Origin of the sequence: Labrys monachus (assembly GCF_030814655.1) — a bacterium.
GTDB classification, from domain to species: Bacteria; Pseudomonadota; Alphaproteobacteria; order Rhizobiales; family Labraceae; genus Labrys; species Labrys monacha.
On sequence record NZ_JAUSVK010000001.1, the window covers coordinates 6,349,459 to 6,373,251 of the forward strand.

A 23,793-nucleotide genomic window follows, 5' to 3' on the forward strand; every position below is an offset into this window, starting at 1 on the left:
GCGGCCAGGGCATAGAAGGCCGCGCCATACAGCCATTCCGCCAGAGTGAGTGCCTTCAGGTTTCGGAACATGGCCATTATTCTCCCGCATTCTCGCCACAACAACTGCAGGGTGCGGCCATGGTTCCCTCGCTCCTCGAAATTCCTCGCCGGACAGGGGTGCTTCTCTTGGCGGAAAGGAGCGTGCTCGCGGAGACGAGCCGCTGCGACGCGTGAAGCGAGATGGCGCCTTCAGCGAAAAGACGCTCTGCACCGTCGCTCAGGCGCTCGGAACCGACCAGCCCAGATTGCGGGCTTCCGCCAGCCAGGCCATGATCGCCTGCTGGATGTTGGAGACCGCTTCCTGGCGCGTTTCGCCATCGCTGATGCAGCCGGGGAGATCGGGGACCCTCGCTCTATAGCCGCCGCCTTCTTCCTCCGGCGCCGGCTCGATCACGATGGGATAGTCGAGACGGATCATCGCGTGACCTCTGTGTTGATTGAACCAGATCCGTGCGGCAGGCCTGCCCGGAGCGACGTCCGGCGGCACGCGCTCGCCGCAGCCATGCCCTCAAACGCAGGCGGGGCAATTTTGTTCACCGCGCCCGCGGCGTCCTCCCCATGCGCCGTGCCGGGGATCGGCGACGTTCGCCGGCTCGGCCTCCCGGGCGTCACCAGGCCGAAGGCGCGCAGGAAGCGCTTGATCGGGAGGTTCGATTTTGCGATCAGAAGGCATGTCCGATGATGAGACCGATAGCGCGAACCCACCCAACGCCGCGCCGGGCAAGGTGCTGAGCGATGCCGCCCGCCGGGCGCTGGCCGAGGCGGAGGCCCGCCGCAAGGCTGCGCCGCAGGTGGCACGGCCGCGCGAACTCAACGGCCGGGACGGCCCGGAGCCGGTGCGCTACGGCGACTGGGAAGTGAAGGGCATCGCCTCGGATTTCTGATCGGGCTACAGCCTGTCGCCGAGCCATTCCTTCACGCCATATCCGGCATAGACCATGGCGAGGGCCGGACGGCGCAGGCCGGGCAGCGCAAAGCGCGGCGGCAGGCCGGCGAGCGGGGCCGGCACGTCGACGCCGCCATCGGGCGAAGCCCCGATCGCCCGGGCGAGATAGCGCCCGGCGAGCGGCCCGGCGACCACGCCGGAGCCATGATAGGCAAAGCCGTAATAGACGCTGGGATCGTCGGGCACGCGGCCGACGGAGGGCGCGAGCTTGAGCGAAAGCGCGACCAGCCCGCGCCAGAAATAATCGGTGCCGACATCCTTCCACGCCGGGAACAATTCGCCGATCCGCCGCTCCATCCAGGCCCGCATGGCGGCAGCGGCCCGCGGCGTGCCGGAGACGTCGCCCCGGGCGCCAAACAGGAAGCGCCTGTCCGGCAGCAGGCGATAATAGAACAGCAATTTGCGGGTGTTCGAAACCGGCGTGTCGGTGACATAGGGCGCTGCCTGCAACTCGGCTTCGCTCAAGGGCCGGGTCACCACGATATTGGACAAGGCCGGCCATATCCGGGCGTCGATGGCCTTGTGCAGGCCGTCCGGCGTCCAGCCATTGGTGGCGAACACCACCCGCCGCGCCGTGACGGTGCCGCCCGGCGTCACCAGGCGGTGGCGGGACCCGTCGCGCTCCCAGCGCTCGACCGGGGAGGAGGCGAACAGCTTCACGCCGCGCCGCGCCGCCGCGTCCGCCAGGCCCATGGCATAGGCGAGAGGGTGCAGCCCGCCGCCGCCCTCCACATGCAGCCCTCCGAATTGCTCGGTGCCGCCATGGCCGATCGCGGTGAACGCCTCGCGGCTGTAGAGGGTGGTGCGGATGCCGACCCGGGCATGGGCCTCGGCCGAGGCCCTGAGGCCCTCGGCCGCATGCGCGTTGTGGGCGGCATCGAAAGTGCCGTCGCCCTGCAGGCGGATGTCGAAGCCTTCCTCCTGCGCGATCTCCCGCGGATAGTCCGCCGCGGCCCTGAGATCGGCGAAGAAGCGGCGGGTGTCGTCGAGCCCGTAACGGTCGATCATCGCGCCGATGCCGAGCTTGGTCGGCGGATAGGACATGAAGCCGCCGTTCCGGCTCGACGCGCCCCAGGCGATCGGCCCGGCCTCCAGCACGGCGGTGTCGATGCCGTGGTCCCTGGCGAGATGGTAGGCGGCCGCCAGGCCGGTGTAGCCGCCGCCGATGATGGCGACGTCGCAGGCGAGATCGGCCTGCAGCACCGGAAAGTCGCGGCGCTGCACCGTGTCCTCCCAATAGGAGGGCTGCAGCGTTCCGGCATCATAGAGGGAGCGGTCGAAGATCGGCGTGAACATGGGTCCATTATGGCAGAGCGCCCTTCTGCAAGGAAGGAGCGCCGGATCCGTTTTCCTGCCGGAGGAAAGACGCGTTTTCGCCTTATTGGTAGACGGCGTGTCTCGGATATGGACTTTGCGGCAATCGTTCGGCAGCCCGGCATTCTCGCAGGGGGCGACGTCCCTGACAGCGCGATCACGGATTTGGGAGGTTAATCGCAGCCGGCTTCCCTTTCGATCACGGCGCGATCACAATTATTTCAATCCGAAGCGTCTCGTTTTCTATTGCCATGTGAGACGCACCGTCTTATAACCTCCCTCAACGGACGACGCACTGCCGCCCGATCATCAAGGACAAAAATCATGAAGACGATCATTGTTTCATCGCTGGCTGCCGCGGGTCTGGCTCTCTCGATCTCCTCGGCCTTCGCTTTCAGCAACAGCCCCGATGGCCAGGTCATCACCGGCGGCAACGTCCCGGCGGTCACCAGCCACCAGTCGGCCCCCGCCCACTTCCTGTCGGGCGCCGCGCAGACCGACAGCGATTTCGGCCTCTCTTCGAATGCCGTCGAGGGCCGTGACTTCCTTGCTGCCCAGAAGGGCCGCTACTGAGCTCTGACGGCTCCCTCGGGAGCCGGTCCCCGCCGCATCGAACGCCGGCGGGGGCGACCGTAAAGTGGGTGGACGGGACGCAAGGTCGCAAGGCCGGCCCCGCCGCCCGGCAGGAGCGGGCGGCACGCTGCGTCGCGTGACCGCCTCGAGCCTCCTGCCTTTTCTTCCAGACGATGGATCGCCGGACCGCCGGCATCCTTTTCAGGACGACGACCATGAAGACCCTTGTTGTTTCCACCCTGGCTGCGGCGGGCCTGGCCCTGTCGGTTTCCTCCGCCTTCGCCATCTCCAACAGCCCGCAGGGCCAGGTGATCATCGGCGGCGAAGCCCCGGCCGTCACCAGCTACGCCGCCCCTGACGCCGCCGCCCCCCAGGCCCGCTTCCTCTCCGGCCATGTTTATGGCCAGCGCGTCTCCGAGGACGGCACCCCGAGCCAGAGCTTCGGCCTCTCCTCCAATGCCATCCAGGGCCGCGAATTCCATGCCGTCCAGCAGGGCGGCCACTGGCTCAACGACGAAGGCGGCGAATAAGCCCACCGCCTGAGACGACGGGGCCGCCGACCGGCCCCGCCCGATACCGCCTGCCGACCACCCCGAGCGACCGCTCACGCTTTTTCATCACCCCAGCCCTTTCGACCGATGCCCTTTGCCGGACTGATATGCCGAAGGACTTTTTTCAAGGACCTGCCATCATGAAGACCGTTCTCCTCTCCTCCCTCACCGCCGCCGCCCTCGCTCTGTCGATCTCCTCGGCCTTCGCCCTCTCCAACAGCCCCGAGGGCCAGGTCATCGTCGGCGGCAATGCCCCGGCCATCACCGCCACCAGCCATGACAATGCCGCGCCCCGCCACTTCCTCTCCGGCTCCCAGCAGACCGATCCCGATTTCGGCCTCTCCTCCAATGCCGTCGAAGGCCGCGACTTCCTCAACGCCCAGAAGGGCCGCTACTGAGCCGCGCCGGGCGGGTTTTACGCCCGCACAGGACGCATGAACGGGGACGGACGGCCACGCCCTTCCCCCGCCTCTTTCAAAGCCAAACGATTGCCAGCACCCATTGCGTAGATGATGTCCGCAAGGCCATCCCAATCCGTAGAACCAGCCGATTTTCAGTACCCGTTGCGTATCCGTTGCATGCGTACAACAAGAACGCCGCGCCCCTTCCCAGGGGCGCGGCGCTTTTGTCTCCCGGCATGCCGCATCGGGATGCCCCCGGGACGGCTCCGCGACTCTTTTGAAAAAATGCTCTGTCTAGCCGCCGATGAAGCCGCGATAGCGTCCCACCGGTGTCACCGCCGTCATCGCCCCGCAGGCACCGGACGTCCAGCTGATGACGCCGACCAGAACGAAACCCTTGCCGTTCTTGCGGAAGATCGGGCCGCCGGAATCGCCGGAACAAGCCCCGCCGTCGATCGATGTCAGGATCTGGCTGCCGGTCGGCGACATCTGCCGGCTCCCGGCCTGCAATTCGACCTGGCGCAGATCCCGGCCGCGGAAGCCGGTCCCGAAGCCGACCGCCGTCACCTCGCCCTGCACGCTCCCGCTCGCCACCGGCGCGACCGCCATGTCGCCCGGCAGGGCCGCCGCCGCGTTCACCACGGCGATGTCGTTGAGTTGCGTCTGCCGTTCGAGCCCACGCCGGTTGAATTGCGGATGCACCCGGATCGAGGAGACACGCACCCAGTGCTCGGTGAAATTGTGATCGAGCACCATGATCTGATAGCGGCTCGCATCCGTCGAGGTGAAGCAATGGGCCGCCGTCACGATCTTCCTCGAACCGACGATCGTCCCCGAACAGACGGTGCCGTCCGAGCTTACGATGCGCACGACATGGCGACGAAGCCCGTTCGGGTCAGAACAAGCGACCCCTCCCGTAATTGCCCACGCCACACCGTCGAGACAGGTGATGGCGGCGAGAAACGCTGTCAACGCCGTACCCAAACGGGTCATACGGGACGAAAGACGCATGTCGTCATTCCCGGCTATAGAGGCCCCCTGGCCCTTATTTCTGACGCAATGTCGCGTTGATACGCGGATTATTATCATGTCACCGAACCGCACGGCACTTGTCGTCACCGGGGTCCGGCCCACCTGCGTCACAGATAAGCGCAAGACGATAGTATGACAGTTTGCCGAAACGGCAAGCCGTCGCTTCTACTTTCATTCACGATCATCAACCCGACCACGCCGGCCGGCCGATCCCTGTCGTCCTGCCGATCGAAGCGGCGCGGACGACGTCAGCCATGGTCCAGTTAACTCTTTGGTAAGTATAGGTAATGCCATGATGAGTCCAGCTTCGGGACCGTGATTTTTCCGCGTGCGTGTCCCCGCTGCCGAAAATTTCGTGGCGTTCGTCTCCGAAGGAGGCTTCCGACGCAACTTATCGGAAGAGTAGAGTGCGGTGATTCGGGGGAGGCGAGGCCGGCGATCAAGGCTGCGCGGCTCGTGACCCCGTGTGGAGACGAGGCTGCGGCGAAGGAGCGGGATGCCGCTCCGGCCCAGAGGCTCGTCGCGTTGCGTTTCAGTGCAAGCGGAACGTTCAAGCACCGGCGTCCTGCCGGTGTCGAGGGGAATTCGGGTTCGTCGTGAGAATATGCCGCAAGACAGGAAAATGACGCAGCCACCCGGACGGAGCCGGGTGCTATGCGTCCGGACAGGCCTCACCGCCGGGTTCGGGCTTGTGGCGTTGCTCACCTTCGCCTCGCTCGCCATCGCCGAGGGCGAGCAGGGCGTCCTGGCCCCCGCCTTGTTCGGCGATTTCAGCGGCGCCGATCGCCGCATGCTCTTCATGCTGTCCTTCGTGGCGGGCCTCCTCATGCTCGCCGCCGGCCTTGCGATCTTCCACCTCCGTGCCCGGACGCTGTGGATCGGCCGCGAGCGCACGGCGAGAACCGAGATGCTCGCCCTGCTGGCGCGGGCCGAGCGGGCCGAGGAACTGCTGATGGCGGAGCCGCAGCTGATCGCGGTGTGGTCGGGCGCGGACGACCTGCCGCTGATATCGGGCGAATTGACCGGCGTCGCCATCTCGCCGAGCGGGCGAGGCCTGATCGGCACGGGCTGGCTCGATTATCACGACACGCGCAGCCTCGACGAGCACATCCGCGCCCTGCGCGAGCGCGGGGAAGGCTTTCGCCTGGTTGCCCGCTCCCGCCACGGAGGCTTCATCGAGGCGGAAGGCCGGGCCATCGGCGGCCGGGCCGTGCTGCGCCTGCGCGAGGTGACCGGCGACCGGCTGGAGCTCGCCCGCCTGGCGGACCGCCACCGCCGGGCGACCGAGGAGATCGAAGCCATCCGGGCGCTGCTCGACGAGGCGCCGGTCCCCCTGTGGCTGCGCAACGCCAACGACAAGCTGACCTGGGTCAACCGCGCCTATGCCAAGGCCGTCGACGCCGCGGACGAGGCGGATGTGCTGGCGCGCGACATCGAGCTCCTCGACCGGCCCGCCCGCGAGGAGGCCGGCAAGGCACGGCGGGAGGGCCGGCCCTTCCTGAAGCGCGTGCCGGCGGTGGTGGGCAGCGCGCGCCGCACGCTGGACGTCATCGACATCCCCTCCTCACGCGGGTCCGCCGGCATGGCGATCGACGTCTCGGAAGTCGAGACGATGCGCGCCGATATCGGGCGCCAGATCGAGGCCCATGTCCGCACGCTCGACCAGCTCGCCACCGCGGTGGCGATCTTCGATGCCGACCAGCACCTCACCTTCTATAATGCCGCCTTCAGCACCCTCTGGCAGCTCGATCCGGCCTTCCTCGACGAAAAGCCGAGCGACAGCGAGATCCTCGACCGCCTGCGCGCCCAGCGCCGCCTGCCCGAGCAGGCCGATTTCCGCGCCTGGAAGTCGAAGCTTCACGAGGCCTATCGCGCCCTCGAGCCGGCCGAGCATTGGTGGCACCTGCCGGACGGCCGCACGTCCCGCGTGGTCACCACGCCCAACCCGGCCGGCGGCGTGACCTATCTGTTCGAGGACGTCACCGAGCGCATCGACCTCGAAGCCCGCTACAAGGCCCTGTCGCGCGTGCAGGGCGAAACGCTGGAAAACCTCAAGGAAGGCGTCGCCGCCTTCGGATCGGACGGCCGGCTGCGCCTGTCCAATCCAGCCTTCGCCGCCATCTGGCGCCTGCCCTCCGAGATGATGGAGCAGCGTCCCCATATCGACGACGTGGTGGCGCGATGCTCGATCCTGTTCCGGGACGAGGCGGTGTGGCAGGCGCTGAAATCGGTGATCACCTCCTTCGGCGACGCCCGCCATTCCACCAGCAAGCGGATGATCCGCGTGGACGGCAGCGTGATCGACGTCGCCACCGTGCCGCTGCCGGACGGCGGCACGCTCGCCACCTTCACCGACGTGACGGATTCGGTGAATTTCGAGAACGCCCTGGTGGAGAAGAACGAGGCGCTCGAAGAGGCGGCGCGGCTCAAGAACGATTTCGTCCACCACGTATCCTACGAGCTGCGCTCGCCGCTCACCAACATCATCGGCTTCGTGCAGCTGCTCGCCGACGGCTCGGCCGGGCCGCTCAACGACAAGCAGCACCAATATGCCGGCTATATCAAGACCTCGTCCGACGCGCTCTACGCCATCATCAACAACATCCTCGACCTCGCCACCATCGACGCCGGCGCGATGACGCTCGACCTCGGCATGGTCGACATCCGCGAGGCGATGCAGGGCGTGGCGGAGGCGGTGCAGCCGCGGCTCGCCGAGAGCGGCGTGCGGCTCGAGATGAAGGCGAGCCATGCCATCGGCGAATTCGAGGCCGACGGCCAGCGCGTGCGGCAGGTCCTGTTCAACCTGCTCTCCAACGCCATCGGCTTCTCGCAGCCGGGCGGCACCGTCACCCTGTCGGCCCTGCGCAAGGGCCAGGAGATCGTGTTCCGCGTCGAAGACCGCGGTCGCGGCATTTCGCAGGCGGTCATCGATCGCGTGTTCGACCGCTTCGAATCCCATGGCGGCAGCGGCCATCGCGGCGTCGGCCTCGGCCTGTCGATCGTGCGCTCCTTCGTCGAGCTGCATGGCGGCACGGTCGAACTCGTCTCGGAGGAAGGCCGCGGCACCATCGTGACCTGCCGCCTGCCGATCGACTCCGCCGCCCGCCGCAAGCCGGCCGAACGCAACCCCGACCTCCAGCGCATGGCCGATCCGAGCGACGGCGCAGCGGCGCGGCGCAAATCCGGAACCGCGCTGCAATGAGCTTTACTTGTCCTTTGATCCGGTGTCTCCATGGCATGACCTTCTTCACAAGGGGCCATCGCCGTTGACCGACGTTCTGACCCATCAATGGACAGTCGACCTCCCCACCGAAAGCGCCACCGAAATCCTGGCGCGCGACCTCGCGCCCGCCCTGCACCCCAGCGACATCGTCACGCTCTCGGGCGATCTGGGCGCCGGCAAGACGGCTTTCGCGCGCGCGCTCGTGAGGCAGATCGCCGGCGATCCGGAACTGGAGGTCTCCAGCCCCACCTTCACGCTGATCCAGCTCTACGACACCCCGGCCTTTCCCATCGTCCATGCCGATCTCTACCGCATCGGCCATCCGAGCGAGCTGGAGGAGCTGGGCTGGGACGAGGCGCCGGACGGCGCCCTCGTCCTGGTGGAATGGCCCGAACGGGCCGGCGAGGCGCTGCCGCCCGACCGCCTCGACATCCGCTTCGTCCATGCCGGCAAGAGCGACACCGCCCGCCGCGCGACGCTGACCGGCATGGGCAAATGGGCCAAGCGGCTGCGCCGCATCGCCCAGATCGGCGATTTCCTCCGCACCGCCGGCTGGCAGGACGCCACCCGCATCCACATCCAGGGCGACGCCTCCACGCGCAGCTACACCCGCCTCGTCCGCGGCAAGAACAGCGCCATCCTGATGAACTCGCCCACGCGGACGGACCGCACGCCGGTCCGCTACGGCAAGACCTACAGCCAGATCGCGCATATCTCGCAGGATGTGAAGCCCTTCGTCGCCATGGCCCGCGGCCTCGGCGAACGCGGCTTCTCGGTGCCGCAGATCATCCGCGAGAACCTCCTGCACGGCCTGCTGCTGATCGAGGATCTCGGATCGATCTTCATCGCCGAAGAGGGTGCGCCGGTGCCGGAGCGCTACGGCGTGGCGATCGACCTCCTGGCGCAGCTGCACGCGATGGATCTGCCGGATACGCTGCCCGTCGCCCCGGGGATTTCGCACAAGATCCCGCCCTTCGACCATGGCGCGCTCGACATCGAGGTCGAGTTGCTGCTCGACTGGTACCTGCCGATGATCGGCGCGCCCCAATTGTCGCAGCGCAACCGCGACCATTTCATCGCGCTGTGGCGCGCCGCGCTGGCGCCAGCGCTCAGGGAGCCGAAGACCTGGCTGCTGCGCGACGTGCATTCCCCGAACCTGCTCTGGCTCGACCAGCGCGAGGGCATCCGCCGGGTCGGCCTGCTCGATTTCCAGGACGCGATGATCGGGCCGCCCGCCTATGACGTCGCCGCGCTCTGCCTCGACGCGCGGGTCACCGTACCGCAGACGCTGGAGCTCCAATTGCTGACGCGCTACGTCAAGGCGCGCAGGAGCGTCGACCCCTCCTTCGACCCGGCTGCTTTCGCGCAGACCTATGCGGCGATGGGCGCCCAGCGCAACACCAAGATCCTCGGCCTGTTCGCCCGCCTCGACCGGCGCGACGGCAAGCCGGCCTATCTGCAGCATCTGCCGCGCATACGCGCCTATCTCGACCGGATGCTCGCCCATCCCTCGCTGGCCGACTTGCGCACATGGTTCGAGACCTTCGTCTTCTCGGTCGAGGGGCGGCGGTGACGCGGCCGGCCTCCCCTGCGGGGGGCGAAGGCGCCTCCCGCCCGTTCGCCACGGCCATGCTGCTGGCGGCCGGTATCGGCAGGCGCATGCGGCCGCTCACCGAGACCCGCCCCAAGCCTCTCGTCGAAGTCGGCGGCAAGGCGCTGCTCGACCATGTCCTCGACCGTCTCCCGCCGGCGGGCGTCGAGACGGCGGTGGTCAACGTCCATCATTTCGCCGGCCAGATGGAGGCCCATCTGGCGGCTCGCCGCACGCCGCGCATCCTGATCTCGGACGAACGCGACGGCCTGCTCGATTCCGGCGGCGGCGTCCGCCGAGCCCTGCCGATGCTGGGGCGCGAGCCCTTCATCGTGTGCAATTGCGACAGCTTCTGGATCGAAGGCCCGCGCTCCAATCTCGCGGCGATGACGGCGAACTGGGATCCGGCTCGGATGGACATCCTGATGCTGCTGGCGGCGACGGCGACCAGCGTCGGCTTCGAGGGCGCCGGGGACTACCACCTCGATCCGGGCGGCCGGCTGCGCCGCCGCCGCGAAGGCGAAGTGGTGCCCTTCGCCTATGCCGGGGTCCTGCTGATCAAGCCCGACCTCTTCGACGACATGCCCGCCGTCTTCTCGCTGAACCGCCTGTTCGATGCCGCCGAGGCGGCCGGGCGGCTGTTCGGGCGGCGCCTCGACGGCGTCTGGCTCCATGTCGGCACGCCGCAGGCGGTGCAGGAGGCCGAGCGGCGGATCGCTCTGTCCTCGATCCAATAGAGCGGGGACGGAGCCGGCGACGGGCAGGGCGGCCCGGCGGTCCCGCACTGTTCCCATCCCGCCCGCGAACCGCTATGATGGCGCCCCGTTGCCGGAGCCGCTCCATGCTCGATTCCGCCGCCCTGTCGGTCTATGCCGCTACGCTGTTGGTGGCCGTCGCCCTGCCCGGTCCGGGCGTGGCGGCCCTGGTGGTGCAGGTCCTCGGCAAAGGCGCACGGCGCAGCCTCGCCTTTGCCGCCGGCATGACGCTGGGCGACGCCGTCTGGCTCAGCCTCGCGGTCGGCGGCCTCGCCGTGCTGGCGCAGAGCTTCCACGCCGTGTTCCTGGCGATCCGTTACGCAGGCGCGGCCTACCTCGTCTATCTCGCCTGGAAATTGTGGACCACCCCGCCGGCCGCGCTCGGCGTCGAGGCGAAGGGACAGGGCCAAAGGCCGTGGCGATCCTTCTTCGGCGGCCTGTCGATGTCGCTGGGCAACCCGAAGGTGATGATGTTCTACACGGCGCTCCTGCCCAACCTGCTCGATCTCGGCCGCATCTCGCTCTCGAGCTATGCCGAACTGGTCACCGCGACCGAGATCGTCGTCGCCGCGGTGCTCGGCCTCTATGTCGTGCTCGCCGCCCGCGCCCGGACCCTTTTCACCAGCCCGCGCGCCATGCGGGTGCTCAACCGCGGCTGCAGCACCGCCATGGCCGGCGCAGCCGTCGCCGTCGTGGCCCGGTGAGCGGATCACAAACGCGGCGCGGTGCCCCGAATCACGGATAAATATCTGAAAAATAACAAAAATATGCCGATTTGGCATGAAATCCGGCTTGGGAATCCCTATATTGGAAGTCGAATCAGGAAATGAGTTGCTCCATGGCTGAACCCGTCCGCATCGAAACGTCCGACAACGCTTACAGCGCCGATTCCATCAAGGTCCTCAAGGGCCTGGATGCGGTGCGCAAGCGTCCGGGCATGTATATCGGTGACACCGACGACGGTTCGGGCCTGCATCACATGGTCTACGAGGTCGTGGACAACGCCATCGACGAGGCGCTGGGCGGCTATGCCGACCTGGTGACGGTGACGCTCAACGCGGACGGCTCCGTCACCGTCACCGACAACGGGCGCGGCATCCCCACCGACATCCATCACGAGGAAGGCGTCTCCGCCGCCGAAGTGATCATGACGCAGCTCCACGCCGGCGGAAAGTTCGACCAGAATTCCTACAAGGTCTCCGGCGGCCTGCACGGCGTCGGCGTGTCCGTGGTGAACGCCCTCTCCGCCAAGCTCGTGCTGCGCATCTGGCGTGACGGCAAGCACCACCAGATGAGCTTCACCCACGGCAATGCCGATGCGCCGCTCGCCCTCGTCGGTCCGTCCGACGGCAAGCGCGGCACCGAGGTCACTTTCACGCCCTCGACCGATACCTTCACCAAGGTCGAGTTCGACTACGCCACGCTGGAGCATCGGCTGCGCGAACTCGCCTTCCTCAATTCCGGCGTGCGCATCGTGCTCACCGACCGGCGCCACGGCGGAGAAAAGAGCGAGGAGATGATGTATGAGGGCGGCCTGGCCGCCTTCGTGCGCTATCTCGACCGCTCGAAGACCGCGCTGCTTCCCGCCCCGATCTATGTGAAGACGGAGCGCGACGGCATCGGCGTCGAAGCGTCCCTGTGGTGGAACGACAGCTACCATGAATCGGTGCAGTGCTTCACCAACAACATTCCCCAGCGCGACGGCGGCACCCATCTTGCCGGCCTGCGCGCCGCCCTGACCCGCCAGATCACCGGCTATGCCCAGAGTTCGGGCATGGCCAAGAAGGAAAAGGTCGAGATGACCGGCGACGATTGCCGGGAGGGGCTGACCTGCGTGCTCTCGGTCAAGGTGCCCGACCCGAAATTCTCGTCGCAGACCAAGGACAAGCTCGTCTCCTCCGAAGTCCGGCCTGTGGTGGAAGGCGCGCTCAACGAGGCGCTCGGCGTCTGGTTCGAGGAGCATCCGGCCGAGGCGAAGGTCATCGTCGGCAAGGTGGTCGAGGCCGCCGCCGCACGCGAGGCCGCGCGCCGCGCCCGCGAACTCACCCGCCGCAAGGGCGTGCTCGACGTCGCCTCCCTGCCCGGCAAGCTCGCCGATTGCCAGGAGCGCGACCCGGCCAAGGCCGAGCTCTTCATCGTCGAGGGCGACTCGGCCGGCGGCTCGGCCAAGCAGGGCCGCGCCCGCGAATATCAGGCGGTGCTGCCCCTTCGCGGCAAGATCCTCAATGTCGAGCGCGCGCGTTTCGACAAGATGCTGTCATCCGAAATGATCGGCACGCTGATCACCGCCCTCGGCACCGGCATCGGCTCGGAGGAGTTCAACGCCGACAAGCTGCGCTATCACAAGATCATCATCATGACGGACGCCGACGTCGACGGCAGCCATATCCGCACCCTGCTGCTGACCTTCTTCTTCCGGCAGATGCGCGAGATCATCGATCGCGGCCATGTCTACATCGCCCAGCCGCCGCTCTACAAGGTTTCGCGCGGCAAGTCCGAGCAATACCTCAAGGATGAGCGCGCCCTGGAGGATTATCTCATCGATACCGGGGTCGACGGGTCGGTGCTGCGGCTCGCCAGCGGCGAGGAACGCGCCGCGCAGGATTTGCGCGCCGTCATCACCGATGCCCGCAACGTTCGCACCCTGCTCGCCGCCCTGCACAGCCGCTACGATCGCGGCGTGGTGGAGCAGGCCGCCATCGCCGGCGCGCTCAATATCGGCGTCGTCGCCGATCCCGAACGCGCTGCGGCCGCCGCCGTCGAGGTGGCGCATCGGCTCGATGCCGTCGCCGAGGAATTCGAGCGCGGCTGGACGGGCATCGTCGACAAGGGTGGCTATCTGTTCGAGCGCACCGTGCGCGGGGTGAAGGAATCGCATGCCCTCGACGCGCAGCTTCTCGCCACCGTCGACGCCCGCATGCTCGACGAGCGGTCGGCATCCCTGCGCGAGACCTATGGCAGGCCGGCGACGCTGACGCGCCGCAACGACGAGACCGTGGTGCACGGCCCCGTCGCCCTGTTCGAGACCATGATGACAGCGGCGCGCAAGGGCCTCTCGCTGCAGCGCTACAAGGGTCTCGGCGAGATGAATCCGGAACAGCTGTGGGAGACGACGCTCGACCGCAACGCCCGTTCGATGCTGAAGGTGCAGGTCAAGGAAATCGTCGAGGCCGAGGACATCTTCACCAAGCTGATGGGCGACGTCGTCGAGCCGCGCCGCGAATTCATCCAGGACAATGCCCTGAGCGTCGCGAATCTGGACGTGTGACAGGGCACGCCGCCGCGGCAGCCGGCTTTCGTCGGCGGTCGCCGATGCGCTTTGCGCTTCGCTCCAGCCGGAGCGGCGAACCCGGCGAGGCTACACCGCCTCCTGGCGGTCCCTGCCCGTCGCCGGGATGGCGGCGCCGGTGACGACGGCGGCCTCCGGCGAGACGAGGAAGGCGATCAGGCGGGCGATCGATCGAGGCGATACCCAGTCGTCGGTGTTGGCGTCGGGCATGGCGGCCCGGTTCTGGGGCGTGTCGATGATGCTGGGCAGGATGCAGTTGGCGGTGATGCCGTCGGCGCGGCATTCTTCGGCAATGCTTTCCGTCAGCCGGATGACGGCGGCCTTCGACGCGGCATAGGCGGCCAGCCCCGCCGGCGCCTTCAGGCCTGCACCGGCGGCGATATGGACGATGCGGCCGTAGCGGGCCGCCTTCATGCCCGGCAGCACCGCCGCGCTGATGGCGAGGGCGGTGCGGGCATTCATCGTCATCATGGCGTCCCATTGCCCGAGCGCCTTGGCGAAGGGGCCGAACTGGAAGCCTCCCACGGTGTTGACGAGCCCGCAGACGCCGCCGAAACGCGCTGTCGCCTGCGCGACGACCGCCGCGCAGGCATCCGCATCGGTCAGGTCCGTACCGGCGATCGGGAGAACCTCGACCGTCGCGGGAAAGCCGGCAGCCAGGCGTTCGAGCTTGTCGGCCGAGCGGTCCAGGCACACCAGCCTGGCGTTGCCGCGCGCAAGCTCCAGCGCGACGGCGCTGCCGAGATTGCCCGCCGCGCCGGTGATCATGATGGCCTTGCGATCGTCCATGCTGTCGCTCTCCTCGATCAGGCGGCGGGCCCCGCCGCGAATTTCGGGCCATGCCCGATCGTTTCAAACCCCCGTCACAACGGCGCCGCCGCCGGGGCCTGTTCTATCCGGCAGCCGGCTCGTTCAGCTCCGCCGAGACCTGCCGGATGGCGCGGGCGAGCAGATCGGCAGGCTGGGCGCCCGACAGGGCATATTTGGCGGCGAAGACAAAGGTGGGAACCCCGTCGATGCCTTGCGCCGAAGCCGCCCCCGCCGCTGCCGAGACGGCGTCCGCGTCCTCATCCGTCGCGAGGCGGCCACGGACGCTGCCGGGATCCATGCCACAATCGGCCGCCGCCTGCACCAGCACATCGGTGTCGCCGAGGTCGCCGCCCTCCGCGAAGAAAAGCTCCATCAGGCGCCGTTTCATCGGGCTCGACCTGTCGCCGGCAGGGTCGGTCCCGGCCCAGTGAATCAGCCGATGGCTGTCGAGCGTGTTGGGCTGGCGGCGGATGAGGTCCGGGCGATAGGGAAGGCCCTCGGCCTCGGCGATCGCGACGAGCTGCTGCGACCGCGCCTTGTAGGCCTCGAGCGAACCGAAGCGCGCCTCGATGAAGTCCTGCCGGTCCATCCCCTCGCGCGGCAGGTCGGGCTGGAGGAAGAAGGGGCGCCAATGCAGCTCGACGGGGATATCGGCCACGGCCGCCAGAGCATCGTCCAGGCGCTTCCTGCCGACATAGCACCAGGGGCAGACGACATCGGAAAAAATATCGATCCGGAGGGGTTGGGTGGTGTTCATCGGGCCAATCCTGCCAAAGGCGCCTGTCCAAGGCCGCACGCGCGACATTTGCGGCTTCCCCTCACCCTTGCGGACAGGGATTGAAGGATAGCCGGGTTCGAGCGGGAGTCATAGATCGTTGCGCCGCGGCGATCTATCTCCGTGATCGGAGGCCCTTCCGGTGCCGGCTGAACGAGGCGGCACCGGCGCGCCGCGATGCCGATGAGAGGATTACAAGATGACCCTGGAAGATCATATCCCCACGCTGCGCGTGGCCCGGCCGAGCGACGATCTGGACCGCCTGCTGCCTTTCTATCGGGACGGGCTGGGCCTGAGCGTGCTCTATCGCTTCGAGGACCATCAAGGGTTCGACGGCGTGATGTTGGGTCGCGAGGGCGCGCCCTATCATTTCGAGTTCACCAGGGCGCGCGGCCATGCGGCCGGCAGGGCGCCGACGCAGGACAACCTGCTGGTCTTCTACCTGCCTCGACGCCCTGTGTGGCAGGCCGCCGCCGACCGGATGCGTGCCGCCGGCTTCGCGCCCGTCGCGGCTTTCAACCCCTACTGGGATCGCGACGGCGTCACCTTCGAAGATCCCGACGGATATCGCATCGTCTTCCAGCACGGCGCCTGGTGACCTGACCGTCGACGAGTTTCGGTCGACAATCGGAAGGCGGCGAGCCCATAGCACCAGCTTTGCCGGGCAAGGCACCTACTGGCTGGTCCGCAGCCTGCCGTTCAGCCTCGACGTCTCCTACGCCGCGGCCATGCCTTCCTCGCGCAAGGCGCGCTGGACGCTCGGACGGGCGGCGATACGGTCACGATAGGCGTCGAGCACGGGCCAGGCCCGGAAATCGATATCGAAAGACCCGGCCCAGCCGGTGACGACATAGGCATAGGCATCCGCCACCGTGAACGCTTCACCCATCAGGAACGGCTTTTCGCCGATCATATCCTGCAGCAGGCCGAGATTGCGGCGAAGCACGCCGAGGAGCACGGATTTGTGATCCGGGGCGATCTCGGCGTGGAAGAGGGGCGAAAGGCCGCGATGCAGTTCCGCCGTGATGAAGCTGAGCGTCTCCACCATGCGCCAGCGCGGCAGGCCCCCGGCCGGGAAGGGCAGCCGCTCGGGAGCCAGGGACGCGATGCAATGGAGGATGGCCTGGGTCTCGGTCAGAATCTCGCCGTCGATCTCGATGGCGGGAACCTTGCCTTTGGGGTTGACGGCAGCATAGTCGCCGCCCTCGAAGACATGGCCCCTGCCACGGCGCTCGACCCTGACGAGCTCGACATCGAGCCCCGCCTCCAGCGCGGCGATGTGGACCGCGAGGGCGCAGGTGTCGGGAATATAGAAGAGTTTCATGCGGCGAGGATCCGTGGCCGGCCGGGGAATCCGGGGAGGGTGCACCGGGCGGTCAGTCCCGGTAGGACGGATCCTGCCGGTCCAGCATGGCCTTGAGCTGCTCGAAATGGGCGAAGGCCATGTCGTTATAGGCCCGCCATCCTTCGGCGGTCTTCGCGGCGACCGCATCCGACATGACGTTGAGCTCCTGCCCGCTGGCATAGGCCAGCATCAGCGTCTTGCTGGCACGCTCGAAGAAATAGAGATGCTCGAACGCTTCGGCCACCGTCGCGGCGGTGACGGTCACGCCGTGATTGCCCATCAGCAGGACCTGGTGGGTGCCGAACGCCTCGGCCAGCCTGATGCCCTCCTCGGCCTCGTCCGCAAGGCCGGAAAAGCCGAGATCCACGCCGACGAGGCCGAAGAAGCGCGCGGTATTCTGGTCGACCGGCTTCATCGCCGGATCCTTCAGCGACGCCAGGGCGGTCGCGTAGGGCGGATGGCAGTGCAGAAGCACGCGCGCCGCCGGCATCCGCGCATGGATGGTGCCGTGGATGCACCAGGCGGAGGCATCGGGCGCGTTCGGACGCCTCATCGTTTCGGCATCGCCGGCATCGAGGAGCAGCAGGTCGCTCGCCCGGATGGTCGAAAAATGCTTCCAGCGCGGATTCATCAGGAAACGCCCGCCATCCGCCGACAGCGCCACACTGAAGTGGTTGCCGACGGATTCGTGCCAGTCGAAGCCGGCCGCGAGGCGGAACGCCGCGGCGAGATCGACGCGCAGGGCCCATTCGTCGGCATGGATCGCCGACGCGGAAATCGGGGTGGCGATGTTCATTTGAAGCGTCCCTGCGTCACGAGGGCGCGATAGGTGCTGCGCATCTCGCCGCGATCGGTGTAGCAGCCGCGAAGGTGCCGGTCGCCGCTCTCGGCGGTGTAGGCCTCGCGGCCATGCACGATGCGGTGATTGTCGAACACGATGCACTCGCCGGCGCCGAGCCGGAAGCGCATGAGATATTTGTCGGCCTGCAGCAGGCGGCCGAAGCGGCAGAAGGCGGGATAATATCTGTCGAGGAAGGTCTGCGGGAGGTCGAAGACATCCGCCATGTGCTGGCTGATCGTCACCCCCGACACTTCGCCATGGTCGTCGAGCTCGATGACGCGCTGGCGCGAGCGCATGTCGTAATCGTCGTGCTCGCAGTAATAGGGAATGGAGGTCTCCGACAGGAGGGCGAAATCGTCCGGATGCTCGCGGCGCAGGTCCGCCGCCGCCGCCGCGCCGTCGAGGAAGAGGCTGGAGCCGCCGGCCACGCTGTTGGCGCGGCAATGCAGGAACTGCACGCCGGGCGCGAAATCCTCGGCCGGCGTATCGGTATGGAGTTCGAGCGCCTTGGCGGTATAAGCGAGGTTGGTCGGCTTGATATGGGTCCTGACGTCGAAATATTCGCCGAAGAAGGTCGGCCGGACATGGCCGATGAGCCTGGCGGTCTGCGTCAGCCCTTCGTCGCTGTCGGGCATGTCGGTCAGAATCGCGACGCCCTCGACGAGCATGGCCTCCAGCCATCGGGCGACCTGCGCTTTGTCGGCCATCAGCGCCGGCTGCGAAAACCGGGCGATGTCGGGATAGTGGCCGCCATACCACAGGCGCCGCGGCAGGTCGGCCGGATCGGACCGCGGCGTCCCCTGCGCATAGGAGGCGAGCCATTCGAGAGCGTGCCGCGTGACATGGCCGTCACCCCGCCACAGGATTTCCAACGCGCCGTCGACGAGATGGGCGCGTTCCGGCACCGGCCGCTGCGACAGCGAGAAGATGTCGTAGGTCCGCTCGCGGGTCTGCGGGTCGAACGAGGTCGGACAATTGTCCCGCAGCCAGTAATAGTTGAAATAGGCCGATGCGCCATTGCCGAGGGGGGTCGTCAGACCGTTCTCGCCCAGTTCGACCGCATTCGAAAAAGAGCCGTCCATGTCCTCGCCATCCTTAATTGCCGGCTTATGCCGGGCCTTGCCTCGCCCATGAAGGGAAAGGCGACGCAGCCGCATCATGAGACCGGAAGCCCGCTTCATCCTGAATTAAACCTTGTCCGGGCTGGATCGGAAGCCTTATAAAAATGAATGTAGCTTAAGCCAGAGCTTATGATGTGACGCTTCCGCCGCTGCGCCTCCTCACCGTGTTCGATACCGTCGTGCGGCGCGGCGGCATCCGCCAGGCCTCGGCCGCGCTCAACGTCTCCCAGCCTGCCGTCAGCCAGTCCCTGCGCCAGCTCGAGGATCATCTGGGCGCCCGGCTGCTCGACCGCAGCGTCCGGCCGGCGGTACTCACCGAGGCCGGCCTGCTGCTGCACCGGGCGACGGTCGAGGGCCTCGGGCGCATCGCCGAGGCGGTGGAGGAGATCGGGCGGCTCGGCACGCGCACGGCCGATGCCGCGACGATCGCCTGTTCGGTGGGATTTGCGACCTATTGGCTGATGCCGCGTCTGGCCGGCTTCTACGACCGCCATCCGGACATGGCGGTCAATGTGATGACGACCCAGCACGGCGCTCCGCAGCTCACCGCCGGCGTCGATATCGCCGTCCGCTACGGCGACGGCAGCTGGACCGACGGGCGTGTCCAGCTCCTGTTCGCCGAACGGATCGATCCGGTCTGCAGCCCGGAACTCGCCGCCCGGCTGCGGAACGCCGGCAGCGGCATCGCCGACGCCACGCTCCTCCATGTCGATGTCGACGATGAAAGCTGGGTGCGCTGGAGCCGCTATCTGCGCGGCGCCGGGCTCCCCCCCAACCGGCGGGCCGGCCTCCATTTCACCAATTACGTGCAGGCGACGCAGGCCGCCCTCGGCGGCCTCGGCATCATGCTCGGCTGGCGGTCGATCACGGGCGACCTCGTCCGGGAGGGAAGGCTGGTGCCCTTCCTCGACGCTCCCATGGTGCCGCCGGACGGCTTCCATCTCGTGACGTCCCCGCGCCCCCGCTCGGCTGCGACATGCCAGGCCGTCGGCGCCTGGCTCGTCGAGGCCGCGGCGCCGGCCCCGCCCGACGCCTGACAGAACGGCGAGGGTGCCACGCGCGGTTGCGCGATCGAAAACATGCAATCTTTTCAAGGGGCTGATACCGGCCACCGATCGACGCGACGCGCCATTTTGGGCTTGACCATCCCTCAGGAGACGTTTTCAACGGCCTGAAACCCGCCTGCCGGCTCCTCTCCTTCCGGACATCGCCATGGATCACGTCACGCCCGAGCAGACCGCCGTCGCGGCCGGCGCCGACCGTCACAAATGGATGGTGCTGAGCAACACGACGCTTGGCATGCTCGCCGCCTTCATCAACGCATCGATCATCCTGATCAGCCTGCCGGCGGTGTTCCGCGGCATCGGCCTGCAGCCGCTCGACCCGGCCAACACCGACATCCTGCTGTGGACGATCATGGGCTACATGGTGGTGACCTCGGTGCTGGTGGTCACCTTCGGACGCCTCGGCGACATGTTCGGCCGGGCGCGCATCTACAATCTCGGTTTTCTCGTCTTCACCCTCTCCTCGATCGCGCTGAGCCTGATGCCGACCGGCCCGGGGGCGGCGCTCTATCTCGTGGTCATGCGCATCGTGCAGGGCGTCGGCGGGGCGCTGATGACGGCGACTTCGACCGCCCTGCTCACCGACGCCTTCCCGCCGCAGGAACGCGGCCTGGCGCTCGGCATCAACACCATGGCCGCGATCGGCGGCCAGTTCATCGGCCTGCTGCTCGGCGGCCTGCTCGCCGACATCTCCTGGCGGCTGGTGTTCTGGATCAGCGTGCCGCTCGGGATCGTCGGCACGATCTGGAGCTATGTCAGCCTGCGCGACCGGCAATTGCCGCAGCCCGGCCATATCGACTGGTTCGGCAATGTCAGCTTCGCCGTCGGCCTCGTCCTGGTGCTGACGGCGATCACCGACGGCATCCAGCCCTACGGCCATGCCGTCACCGCCTGGGGCAGCCCGAAGGTCCTCGCCGAGCTGGCGACCGGCCTGGTCATCCTCACCGCCTTCGTGGCGGTCGAGCGCCGGGTGGCGCGCCCGATGTTCGACCTCGCGCTGTTCCGCATCCGCGCCTTCGCCATGGGCACCGTCGCCAGCCTGCTGTCGTCGATCGCGCGGGGCGGCCTGCAGTTCATGCTGATCATCTGGCTGCAGGGCGTGTGGCTGCCCCTGCACGGCTACTCCTTCGAGGAAACGCCGCTGTGGGCCGGCATCTTCATGCTGCCGCTGACGGCGGGCTTCCTGATCGCCGGCTTCCTCTCTGGCCCGCTTTCGGACCGCTACGGCCCGCGCGGCTTCGCGGCGGGTGGCATGGTGCTCGGCGCCGCCTCCTTCGTGGCGCTCGCTCTGCTGCCGGCGGACTTTCCCTACGGCCTGTTCGCCGCCCTGATCTTCCTCAACGGCATCGGGTCGGGCCTGTTCGTCACGCCCAACACCACGCAAATCATGAATGCCGTGCCGGCGCGCGAGCGCGGACAGGCCTCCGGCGTGCGGGCGACCACGCTCAATGCCGGGCAGGTCCTCTCCATCGGCATCTTCTTCACCCTGATGATCTTCGGCCTCGCCTGGACGCTGCCGGGCGTGATGGAGACGCGGCTGGTGGCGCAGGGCATGCCGCTCGACATCGCCCGCCAGGTGGCTTCCGCGCCGCCGGTCGCCAGCCTGTTCGCGGCCTTCCTGGGCTACAATCCGATGGGCGAATTGATTCCGCCCGCTGCCCTCGCCGCCCTGCCGCCGGCGAATGCCGCCATCATCACCGGCAAGCACTTCTTCCCCGAACTGCTCTCGATCCCCTTCATGAGCGGCATCTCCATCGCCTTCGGCTTCTCGACCCTGCTCTTCCTCGTCGCGGCGGCGACGTCATGGCTCGGCGGCGGCCGGCAGGCCGCGGCGAAAAGCGACGGGCACCCCTGAGGCCGGCCGATCCCCCTTTACCGCTCTTCCTCCTCAAGCGCGTCCTGCAGGCTGTAGGCAGCTTCGGCGACGTTCAGTCCCGCTTCCTTGAGGCGGTTGGCGGCGTATTTGAGATGCTTGCTGTAGATCTCGATGAGCGCGCCTTCGGCGCCGTTGCGTTCACGCGGCCGCAGTTTCTCGTAGCGTTCGCTTTCCGCCTTGCGGATCTCCTTGAGCCGCCGCAGCGCGTTCTTGCGCGCTTCTTCCAGGGCCTGCAGGAGCTGGAGCGTTTCCTCCACGGCTCGACGATGCGTCTCGATCATCGGTCATTTCCACTTCGAAGCAGATTCGGCCGACCATATCCCTGTGCATACGGGCATAAGTGAGACAGCACGCACCCTTCCCCCCGCCCTCGGGCCGGGGCATGCTGACGCTCTTCGCCGCACCGCAGGACGGAACATGACGGCCGCCTATTGCATCACCACCGACGCCGCCTATTTCCTTCCGGCCCTCTATGCCGCCGCCTCGATCCGGCGGCAGCCGGACGGAGGCGACCTCGAGATCTTCATCCTGTGCGGCCCCGGCGAAGCGCCGGCCGACCATGCGGCGCTCGACGCCCGCGCCGGCAGCCGGGCGACGCTGATCACCGCCGATGTCGACGCCGTCGCCACCGATGCGCCGACGACCGGCTTTTCCCGCGCCGTCTATCGCCGCCTCTTCCTCGACCGCATCCTGCCCGAGCGCATCACGCGCATCATCTCGCTCGACGCGGACATCGAGGTGATTCGCCCCGGCCTCTCCGCCCTGGCGACGATCGATCTCGGCGGCCATGCCCTGGCGGCCGCCTTCGACATGATCTTCCTGAAGCAGTTCGGCGGCGGCGCCCTCGGCGAGCGCTTCGTGCACCATCGCGCCGGCCTCGGCCTCGGCCCGGACACGCCCTATTTCAACAACGGCGTCACCGTGATCGACCGTGCGGCATGGTCGGCCCGCGGCCTCGGCGCGGCGGCGCTGCGCCATGTGCTCGCCCATCGCGCCGCCTGCCCCTATCTCGAACAGGACGGCCTCAACGCCGTGATCGCCGGCGATTTCGCGCCGCTGTCGCCGCGCTTCAATTTCATGGGCGACTTCTTCCACCTCGACCTCGAAGGGGCGATCGCCCCGATCGTCCGCCACTTCGTCACGCGCCCCAAGCCGTGGGAGACGGTGCCCTGGCAGGGCCGCTACGACATTCCCGCCGCCTACGACGCCTTCTTCGAGGCGGTCGGCAGCCGGCCCGACATAGCGGGAGCGCCCGAGCCGCTGACGCCGCAGACGGATGTCGACTGGCCCCGCTTCCGGGCGCGGCTGCTCGACTGGGCGTCGCGCCAGCGCTTCGCCGACCGGGCCGAGGCCGCCTTGGCCTGACGGGACAGCATGATCGACAGCAAAGCGGAGGTTGGGATGGCACTGCAGGACTGGTTCGGGCTCGCGGGCAAGCGGGCTCTCGTCACCGGGGCGAGCCGCGGCCTCGGCCGCGTGATGGCGCTGGCGCTCGCCGAGGCGGGCGCCGACGTCGTCATCACCGGCCGCACGGCGGCGACGCTGGACAAGGCGGCGGAGGAGATCCGCGCCCTCGGCCGGCAGGCCTGGACGCTGGAGGCGGACATGGCGGCACCGGCCGATTGCCAAGCGGCCTTCGAGGAGATCGTCGCCGAGCGGGGCCCGATCGACATCCTCGTCAACAATGTCGGCAACCGCGAGAACAGCGTCGGGATCACCGAGGAGACGCTCGAAAGCTGGCAGGACACCCTCGACCGCAACCTGACGAGCTGCTTCCTCGGCACCAGGATCGTCGGCGCCGCCATGCTCGCCGCCGGCAAGGGCGGACGGATCATCAACATCGCCTCGATCAGCGGCCTGATCGCCAATCGCGGCATCGGCGGCCGCGGCTATGAGACCGGCAAGGCGGCGGTGCTGCACTTCACCCGCTGCGCCGCGGCCGACTGGGCCCCGCACGGCATCACGGTCAACGCCATCTGCCCAGGCCTGTTCATGACCGACACCAACCGGGCCTGGAACGAGAAGCGCCCCGACGTGATCGAGGCCTTCGTCAGGAACATTCCGATGGGCCGGCCGGGCGAGCCGCACGAGATCGGTCCGCTCGCCGTCTATCTCGCCAGCCCGGCCGCGGCCTATGTGACGGGCGCCGCCTATGTCATCGACGGCGGCTATACGGTGTGGTGACCGGCCCTCCGCTCCCGCATCCGTCTCGGCGCCCGCCGCATCTGGGGCAAGGAGCGGACCG

The 23,793-nt window shown here is 67.9% G+C and carries 23 protein-coding genes; 14 read left to right on the forward strand and 9 right to left on the reverse strand.

Annotated features, from left to right (window positions below):
* Positions 1 to 258: 258 nt before the first annotated feature.
* Positions 259 to 459: a type II toxin-antitoxin system HicB family antitoxin gene (locus tag J3R73_RS28920; RefSeq protein WP_307435610.1), complete on the reverse strand. Its 201-nt coding sequence runs from the start codon at positions 457 to 459 to the stop codon at positions 259 to 261.
* 253 nt (positions 460 to 712) lie between these two features.
* On the opposite strand from J3R73_RS28920, the gene J3R73_RS28925 reads away from it, so the two are divergent.
* A complete protein-coding gene (locus J3R73_RS28925; RefSeq protein ID WP_307435613.1) occupies positions 713 to 925 on the forward strand; it encodes a DUF1674 domain-containing protein in 213 nt (70 codons plus the stop codon).
* A gap of 5 nt (positions 926 to 930) precedes the next feature.
* On the opposite strand, the gene J3R73_RS28930 is transcribed toward J3R73_RS28925, so the two are convergent.
* Entirely contained in the window at positions 931 to 2,283 is a 1,353-nt protein-coding gene (locus tag J3R73_RS28930) for an NAD(P)/FAD-dependent oxidoreductase (RefSeq protein ID WP_307435617.1), read from the reverse strand.
* Positions 2,284 to 2,625: 342 nt separating this feature from the next.
* On the opposite strand from J3R73_RS28930, the gene J3R73_RS28935 reads away from it, so the two are divergent.
* The 3 genes from J3R73_RS28935 (at position 2,626) to J3R73_RS28945 (ending at position 3,823) form a co-directional block, all read left to right on the forward strand.
* Entirely contained in the window at positions 2,626 to 2,874 is a 249-nt protein-coding gene (locus J3R73_RS28935) for a hypothetical protein (protein WP_307435620.1), read from the forward strand.
* Between the two features lie 215 nt (positions 2,875 to 3,089).
* Positions 3,090 to 3,404 (forward strand): hypothetical protein, encoded by a 315-nt coding sequence (locus J3R73_RS28940; protein WP_307435624.1) that lies wholly within the window; start codon positions 3,090 to 3,092, stop codon positions 3,402 to 3,404.
* Positions 3,405 to 3,565: 161 nt separating this feature from the next.
* Positions 3,566 to 3,823, forward strand: a complete 258-nt coding sequence (locus J3R73_RS28945; protein WP_307433110.1) for a hypothetical protein — start codon at positions 3,566 to 3,568, stop codon at positions 3,821 to 3,823.
* 297 nt (positions 3,824 to 4,120) lie between these two features.
* On the opposite strand, the gene J3R73_RS28950 is transcribed toward J3R73_RS28945, so the two are convergent.
* A complete protein-coding gene (locus J3R73_RS28950; RefSeq protein ID WP_307435627.1) occupies positions 4,121 to 4,915 on the reverse strand; it encodes a S1 family peptidase in 795 nt (264 codons plus the stop codon).
* Positions 4,916 to 5,480: 565 nt separating this feature from the next.
* Here J3R73_RS28950 and J3R73_RS28955 point away from each other — a divergent pair.
* The 5 genes from J3R73_RS28955 (at position 5,481) to gyrB (ending at position 13,695) form a co-directional block, all read left to right on the forward strand.
* Positions 5,481 to 8,060, forward strand: coding sequence for a sensor histidine kinase (locus J3R73_RS28955; protein ID WP_307435630.1), 2,580 nt, complete (start codon positions 5,481 to 5,483; stop codon positions 8,058 to 8,060).
* 64 nt (positions 8,061 to 8,124) lie between these two features.
* Complete coding sequence (gene tsaE / locus J3R73_RS28960) at positions 8,125 to 9,654, forward strand: tRNA (adenosine(37)-N6)-threonylcarbamoyltransferase complex ATPase subunit type 1 TsaE (protein WP_307435634.1); 1,530 nt, start codon at positions 8,125 to 8,127, stop codon at positions 9,652 to 9,654.
* A gap of 56 nt (positions 9,655 to 9,710) precedes the next feature.
* Positions 9,711 to 10,409, forward strand: coding sequence for a nucleotidyltransferase family protein (locus J3R73_RS28965; protein ID WP_307437784.1), 699 nt, complete (start codon positions 9,711 to 9,713; stop codon positions 10,407 to 10,409).
* A gap of 104 nt (positions 10,410 to 10,513) precedes the next feature.
* Positions 10,514 to 11,131, forward strand: coding sequence for a LysE family translocator (locus tag J3R73_RS28970; protein ID WP_307435637.1), 618 nt, complete (start codon positions 10,514 to 10,516; stop codon positions 11,129 to 11,131).
* 134 nt (positions 11,132 to 11,265) lie between these two features.
* Positions 11,266 to 13,695, forward strand: a complete 2,430-nt coding sequence (gene gyrB / locus J3R73_RS28975; protein ID WP_307435641.1) for a DNA topoisomerase (ATP-hydrolyzing) subunit B — start codon at positions 11,266 to 11,268, stop codon at positions 13,693 to 13,695.
* A gap of 90 nt (positions 13,696 to 13,785) precedes the next feature.
* On the opposite strand, the gene J3R73_RS28980 is transcribed toward gyrB, so the two are convergent.
* Together J3R73_RS28980 and J3R73_RS28985 are read right to left on the reverse strand one after the other, a co-directional pair.
* Entirely contained in the window at positions 13,786 to 14,505 is a 720-nt protein-coding gene (locus J3R73_RS28980; RefSeq protein ID WP_307435644.1) for an SDR family NAD(P)-dependent oxidoreductase, read from the reverse strand.
* 103 nt (positions 14,506 to 14,608) lie between these two features.
* Positions 14,609 to 15,283: a DsbA family oxidoreductase gene (locus J3R73_RS28985; RefSeq protein ID WP_307435647.1), complete on the reverse strand. Its 675-nt coding sequence runs from the start codon at positions 15,281 to 15,283 to the stop codon at positions 14,609 to 14,611.
* A 217-nt stretch (positions 15,284 to 15,500) separates the two neighbouring features.
* On the opposite strand from J3R73_RS28985, the gene J3R73_RS28990 reads away from it, so the two are divergent.
* Positions 15,501 to 15,899: a VOC family protein gene (locus J3R73_RS28990; protein ID WP_307435650.1), complete on the forward strand. Its 399-nt coding sequence runs from the start codon at positions 15,501 to 15,503 to the stop codon at positions 15,897 to 15,899.
* A gap of 117 nt (positions 15,900 to 16,016) precedes the next feature.
* Here the strand turns inward: J3R73_RS28990 and J3R73_RS28995 are convergent, their stop codons facing one another.
* Genes J3R73_RS28995 through J3R73_RS29005 form a run of 3 tightly spaced genes read right to left on the reverse strand, consistent with a single transcriptional unit; the run spans position 16,017 to position 18,569 of the window.
* Positions 16,017 to 16,625, reverse strand: a complete 609-nt coding sequence (locus J3R73_RS28995) for a glutathione S-transferase N-terminal domain-containing protein (protein WP_307435653.1) — start codon at positions 16,623 to 16,625, stop codon at positions 16,017 to 16,019.
* Positions 16,626 to 16,677: 52 nt separating this feature from the next.
* Positions 16,678 to 17,442 (reverse strand): class II aldolase/adducin family protein, encoded by a 765-nt coding sequence (locus J3R73_RS29000; RefSeq protein ID WP_307435655.1) that lies wholly within the window; start codon positions 17,440 to 17,442, stop codon positions 16,678 to 16,680.
* Entirely contained in the window at positions 17,439 to 18,569 is a 1,131-nt protein-coding gene (locus J3R73_RS29005; RefSeq protein ID WP_307435659.1) for a TauD/TfdA family dioxygenase, read from the reverse strand. The genes J3R73_RS29000 and J3R73_RS29005 overlap by 4 nt, the downstream gene beginning before the upstream one ends.
* Positions 18,570 to 18,742: 173 nt before the next feature.
* Here J3R73_RS29005 and J3R73_RS29010 point away from each other — a divergent pair, with 173 nt between their 5' ends.
* Together J3R73_RS29010 and J3R73_RS29015 are read left to right on the forward strand one after the other, a co-directional pair.
* A complete protein-coding gene (locus J3R73_RS29010) occupies positions 18,743 to 19,645 on the forward strand; it encodes a LysR substrate-binding domain-containing protein (protein WP_307435662.1) in 903 nt (300 codons plus the stop codon).
* A gap of 175 nt (positions 19,646 to 19,820) precedes the next feature.
* Positions 19,821 to 21,527: an MFS transporter gene (locus tag J3R73_RS29015; protein WP_307435666.1), complete on the forward strand. Its 1,707-nt coding sequence runs from the start codon at positions 19,821 to 19,823 to the stop codon at positions 21,525 to 21,527.
* Between the two features lie 17 nt (positions 21,528 to 21,544).
* On the opposite strand, the gene J3R73_RS29020 is transcribed toward J3R73_RS29015, so the two are convergent.
* Complete coding sequence (locus J3R73_RS29020; RefSeq protein ID WP_307435668.1) at positions 21,545 to 21,829, reverse strand: hypothetical protein; 285 nt, start codon at positions 21,827 to 21,829, stop codon at positions 21,545 to 21,547.
* A gap of 136 nt (positions 21,830 to 21,965) precedes the next feature.
* On the opposite strand from J3R73_RS29020, the gene J3R73_RS29025 reads away from it, so the two are divergent.
* Positions 21,966 to 22,913 carry a glycosyltransferase family 8 protein gene (locus J3R73_RS29025; protein WP_307435670.1) on the forward strand — a complete coding sequence of 316 codons (948 nt, stop codon included), beginning with the start codon at positions 21,966 to 21,968 and terminating at the stop codon, positions 22,911 to 22,913.
* A 36-nt stretch (positions 22,914 to 22,949) separates the two neighbouring features.
* Positions 22,950 to 23,732, forward strand: a complete 783-nt coding sequence (locus J3R73_RS29030; protein ID WP_307435673.1) for an SDR family NAD(P)-dependent oxidoreductase — start codon at positions 22,950 to 22,952, stop codon at positions 23,730 to 23,732.
* Positions 23,733 to 23,793 lie beyond the last annotated feature (61 nt).

Excerpts from the sequence above, each read along its gene's own strand:
- J3R73_RS29000 (WP_307435655.1), bottom strand. The coding sequence starts at position 17,442 with ATGAACATCGCCACCCCGATTTCCGCGTCGGCGATCCATGCCGACGAA.
- J3R73_RS29015 (WP_307435666.1), top strand. The coding sequence starts at position 19,821 with ATGGATCACGTCACGCCCGAGCAGACCGCCGTCGCGGCCGGCGCCGAC.
- J3R73_RS28945 (WP_307433110.1), top strand. The coding sequence starts at position 3,566 with ATGAAGACCGTTCTCCTCTCCTCCCTCACCGCCGCCGCCCTCGCTCTG.
- J3R73_RS29020 (WP_307435668.1), bottom strand. The coding sequence starts at position 21,829 with ATGATCGAGACGCATCGTCGAGCCGTGGAGGAAACGCTCCAGCTCCTG.
- gyrB (WP_307435641.1), top strand. The coding sequence starts at position 11,266 with ATGGCTGAACCCGTCCGCATCGAAACGTCCGACAACGCTTACAGCGCC.
- J3R73_RS29005 (WP_307435659.1), bottom strand. The coding sequence starts at position 18,569 with ATGGACGGCTCTTTTTCGAATGCGGTCGAACTGGGCGAGAACGGTCTG.
- J3R73_RS28985 (WP_307435647.1), bottom strand. The coding sequence starts at position 15,283 with ATGAACACCACCCAACCCCTCCGGATCGATATTTTTTCCGATGTCGTC.
- J3R73_RS28990 (WP_307435650.1), top strand. The coding sequence starts at position 15,501 with ATGACCCTGGAAGATCATATCCCCACGCTGCGCGTGGCCCGGCCGAGC.
- J3R73_RS29030 (WP_307435673.1), top strand. The coding sequence starts at position 22,950 with ATGGCACTGCAGGACTGGTTCGGGCTCGCGGGCAAGCGGGCTCTCGTC.
- J3R73_RS29025 (WP_307435670.1), top strand. The coding sequence starts at position 21,966 with ATGACGGCCGCCTATTGCATCACCACCGACGCCGCCTATTTCCTTCCG.
- J3R73_RS28970 (WP_307435637.1), top strand. The coding sequence starts at position 10,514 with ATGCTCGATTCCGCCGCCCTGTCGGTCTATGCCGCTACGCTGTTGGTG.
- J3R73_RS28940 (WP_307435624.1), top strand. The coding sequence starts at position 3,090 with ATGAAGACCCTTGTTGTTTCCACCCTGGCTGCGGCGGGCCTGGCCCTG.
- J3R73_RS28995 (WP_307435653.1), bottom strand. The coding sequence starts at position 16,625 with ATGAAACTCTTCTATATTCCCGACACCTGCGCCCTCGCGGTCCACATC.
- J3R73_RS28980 (WP_307435644.1), bottom strand. The coding sequence starts at position 14,505 with ATGGACGATCGCAAGGCCATCATGATCACCGGCGCGGCGGGCAATCTC.
- J3R73_RS28925 (WP_307435613.1), top strand. The coding sequence starts at position 713 with ATGTCCGATGATGAGACCGATAGCGCGAACCCACCCAACGCCGCGCCG.
- J3R73_RS28950 (WP_307435627.1), bottom strand. The coding sequence starts at position 4,915 with ATGATAATAATCCGCGTATCAACGCGACATTGCGTCAGAAATAAGGGC.
- J3R73_RS28955 (WP_307435630.1), top strand. The coding sequence starts at position 5,481 with ATGACGCAGCCACCCGGACGGAGCCGGGTGCTATGCGTCCGGACAGGC.
- J3R73_RS28930 (WP_307435617.1), bottom strand. The coding sequence starts at position 2,283 with ATGTTCACGCCGATCTTCGACCGCTCCCTCTATGATGCCGGAACGCTG.
- J3R73_RS28965 (WP_307437784.1), top strand. The coding sequence starts at position 9,711 with ATGCTGCTGGCGGCCGGTATCGGCAGGCGCATGCGGCCGCTCACCGAG.
- J3R73_RS28935 (WP_307435620.1), top strand. The coding sequence starts at position 2,626 with ATGAAGACGATCATTGTTTCATCGCTGGCTGCCGCGGGTCTGGCTCTC.
- J3R73_RS28920 (WP_307435610.1), bottom strand. The coding sequence starts at position 459 with ATGATCCGTCTCGACTATCCCATCGTGATCGAGCCGGCGCCGGAGGAA.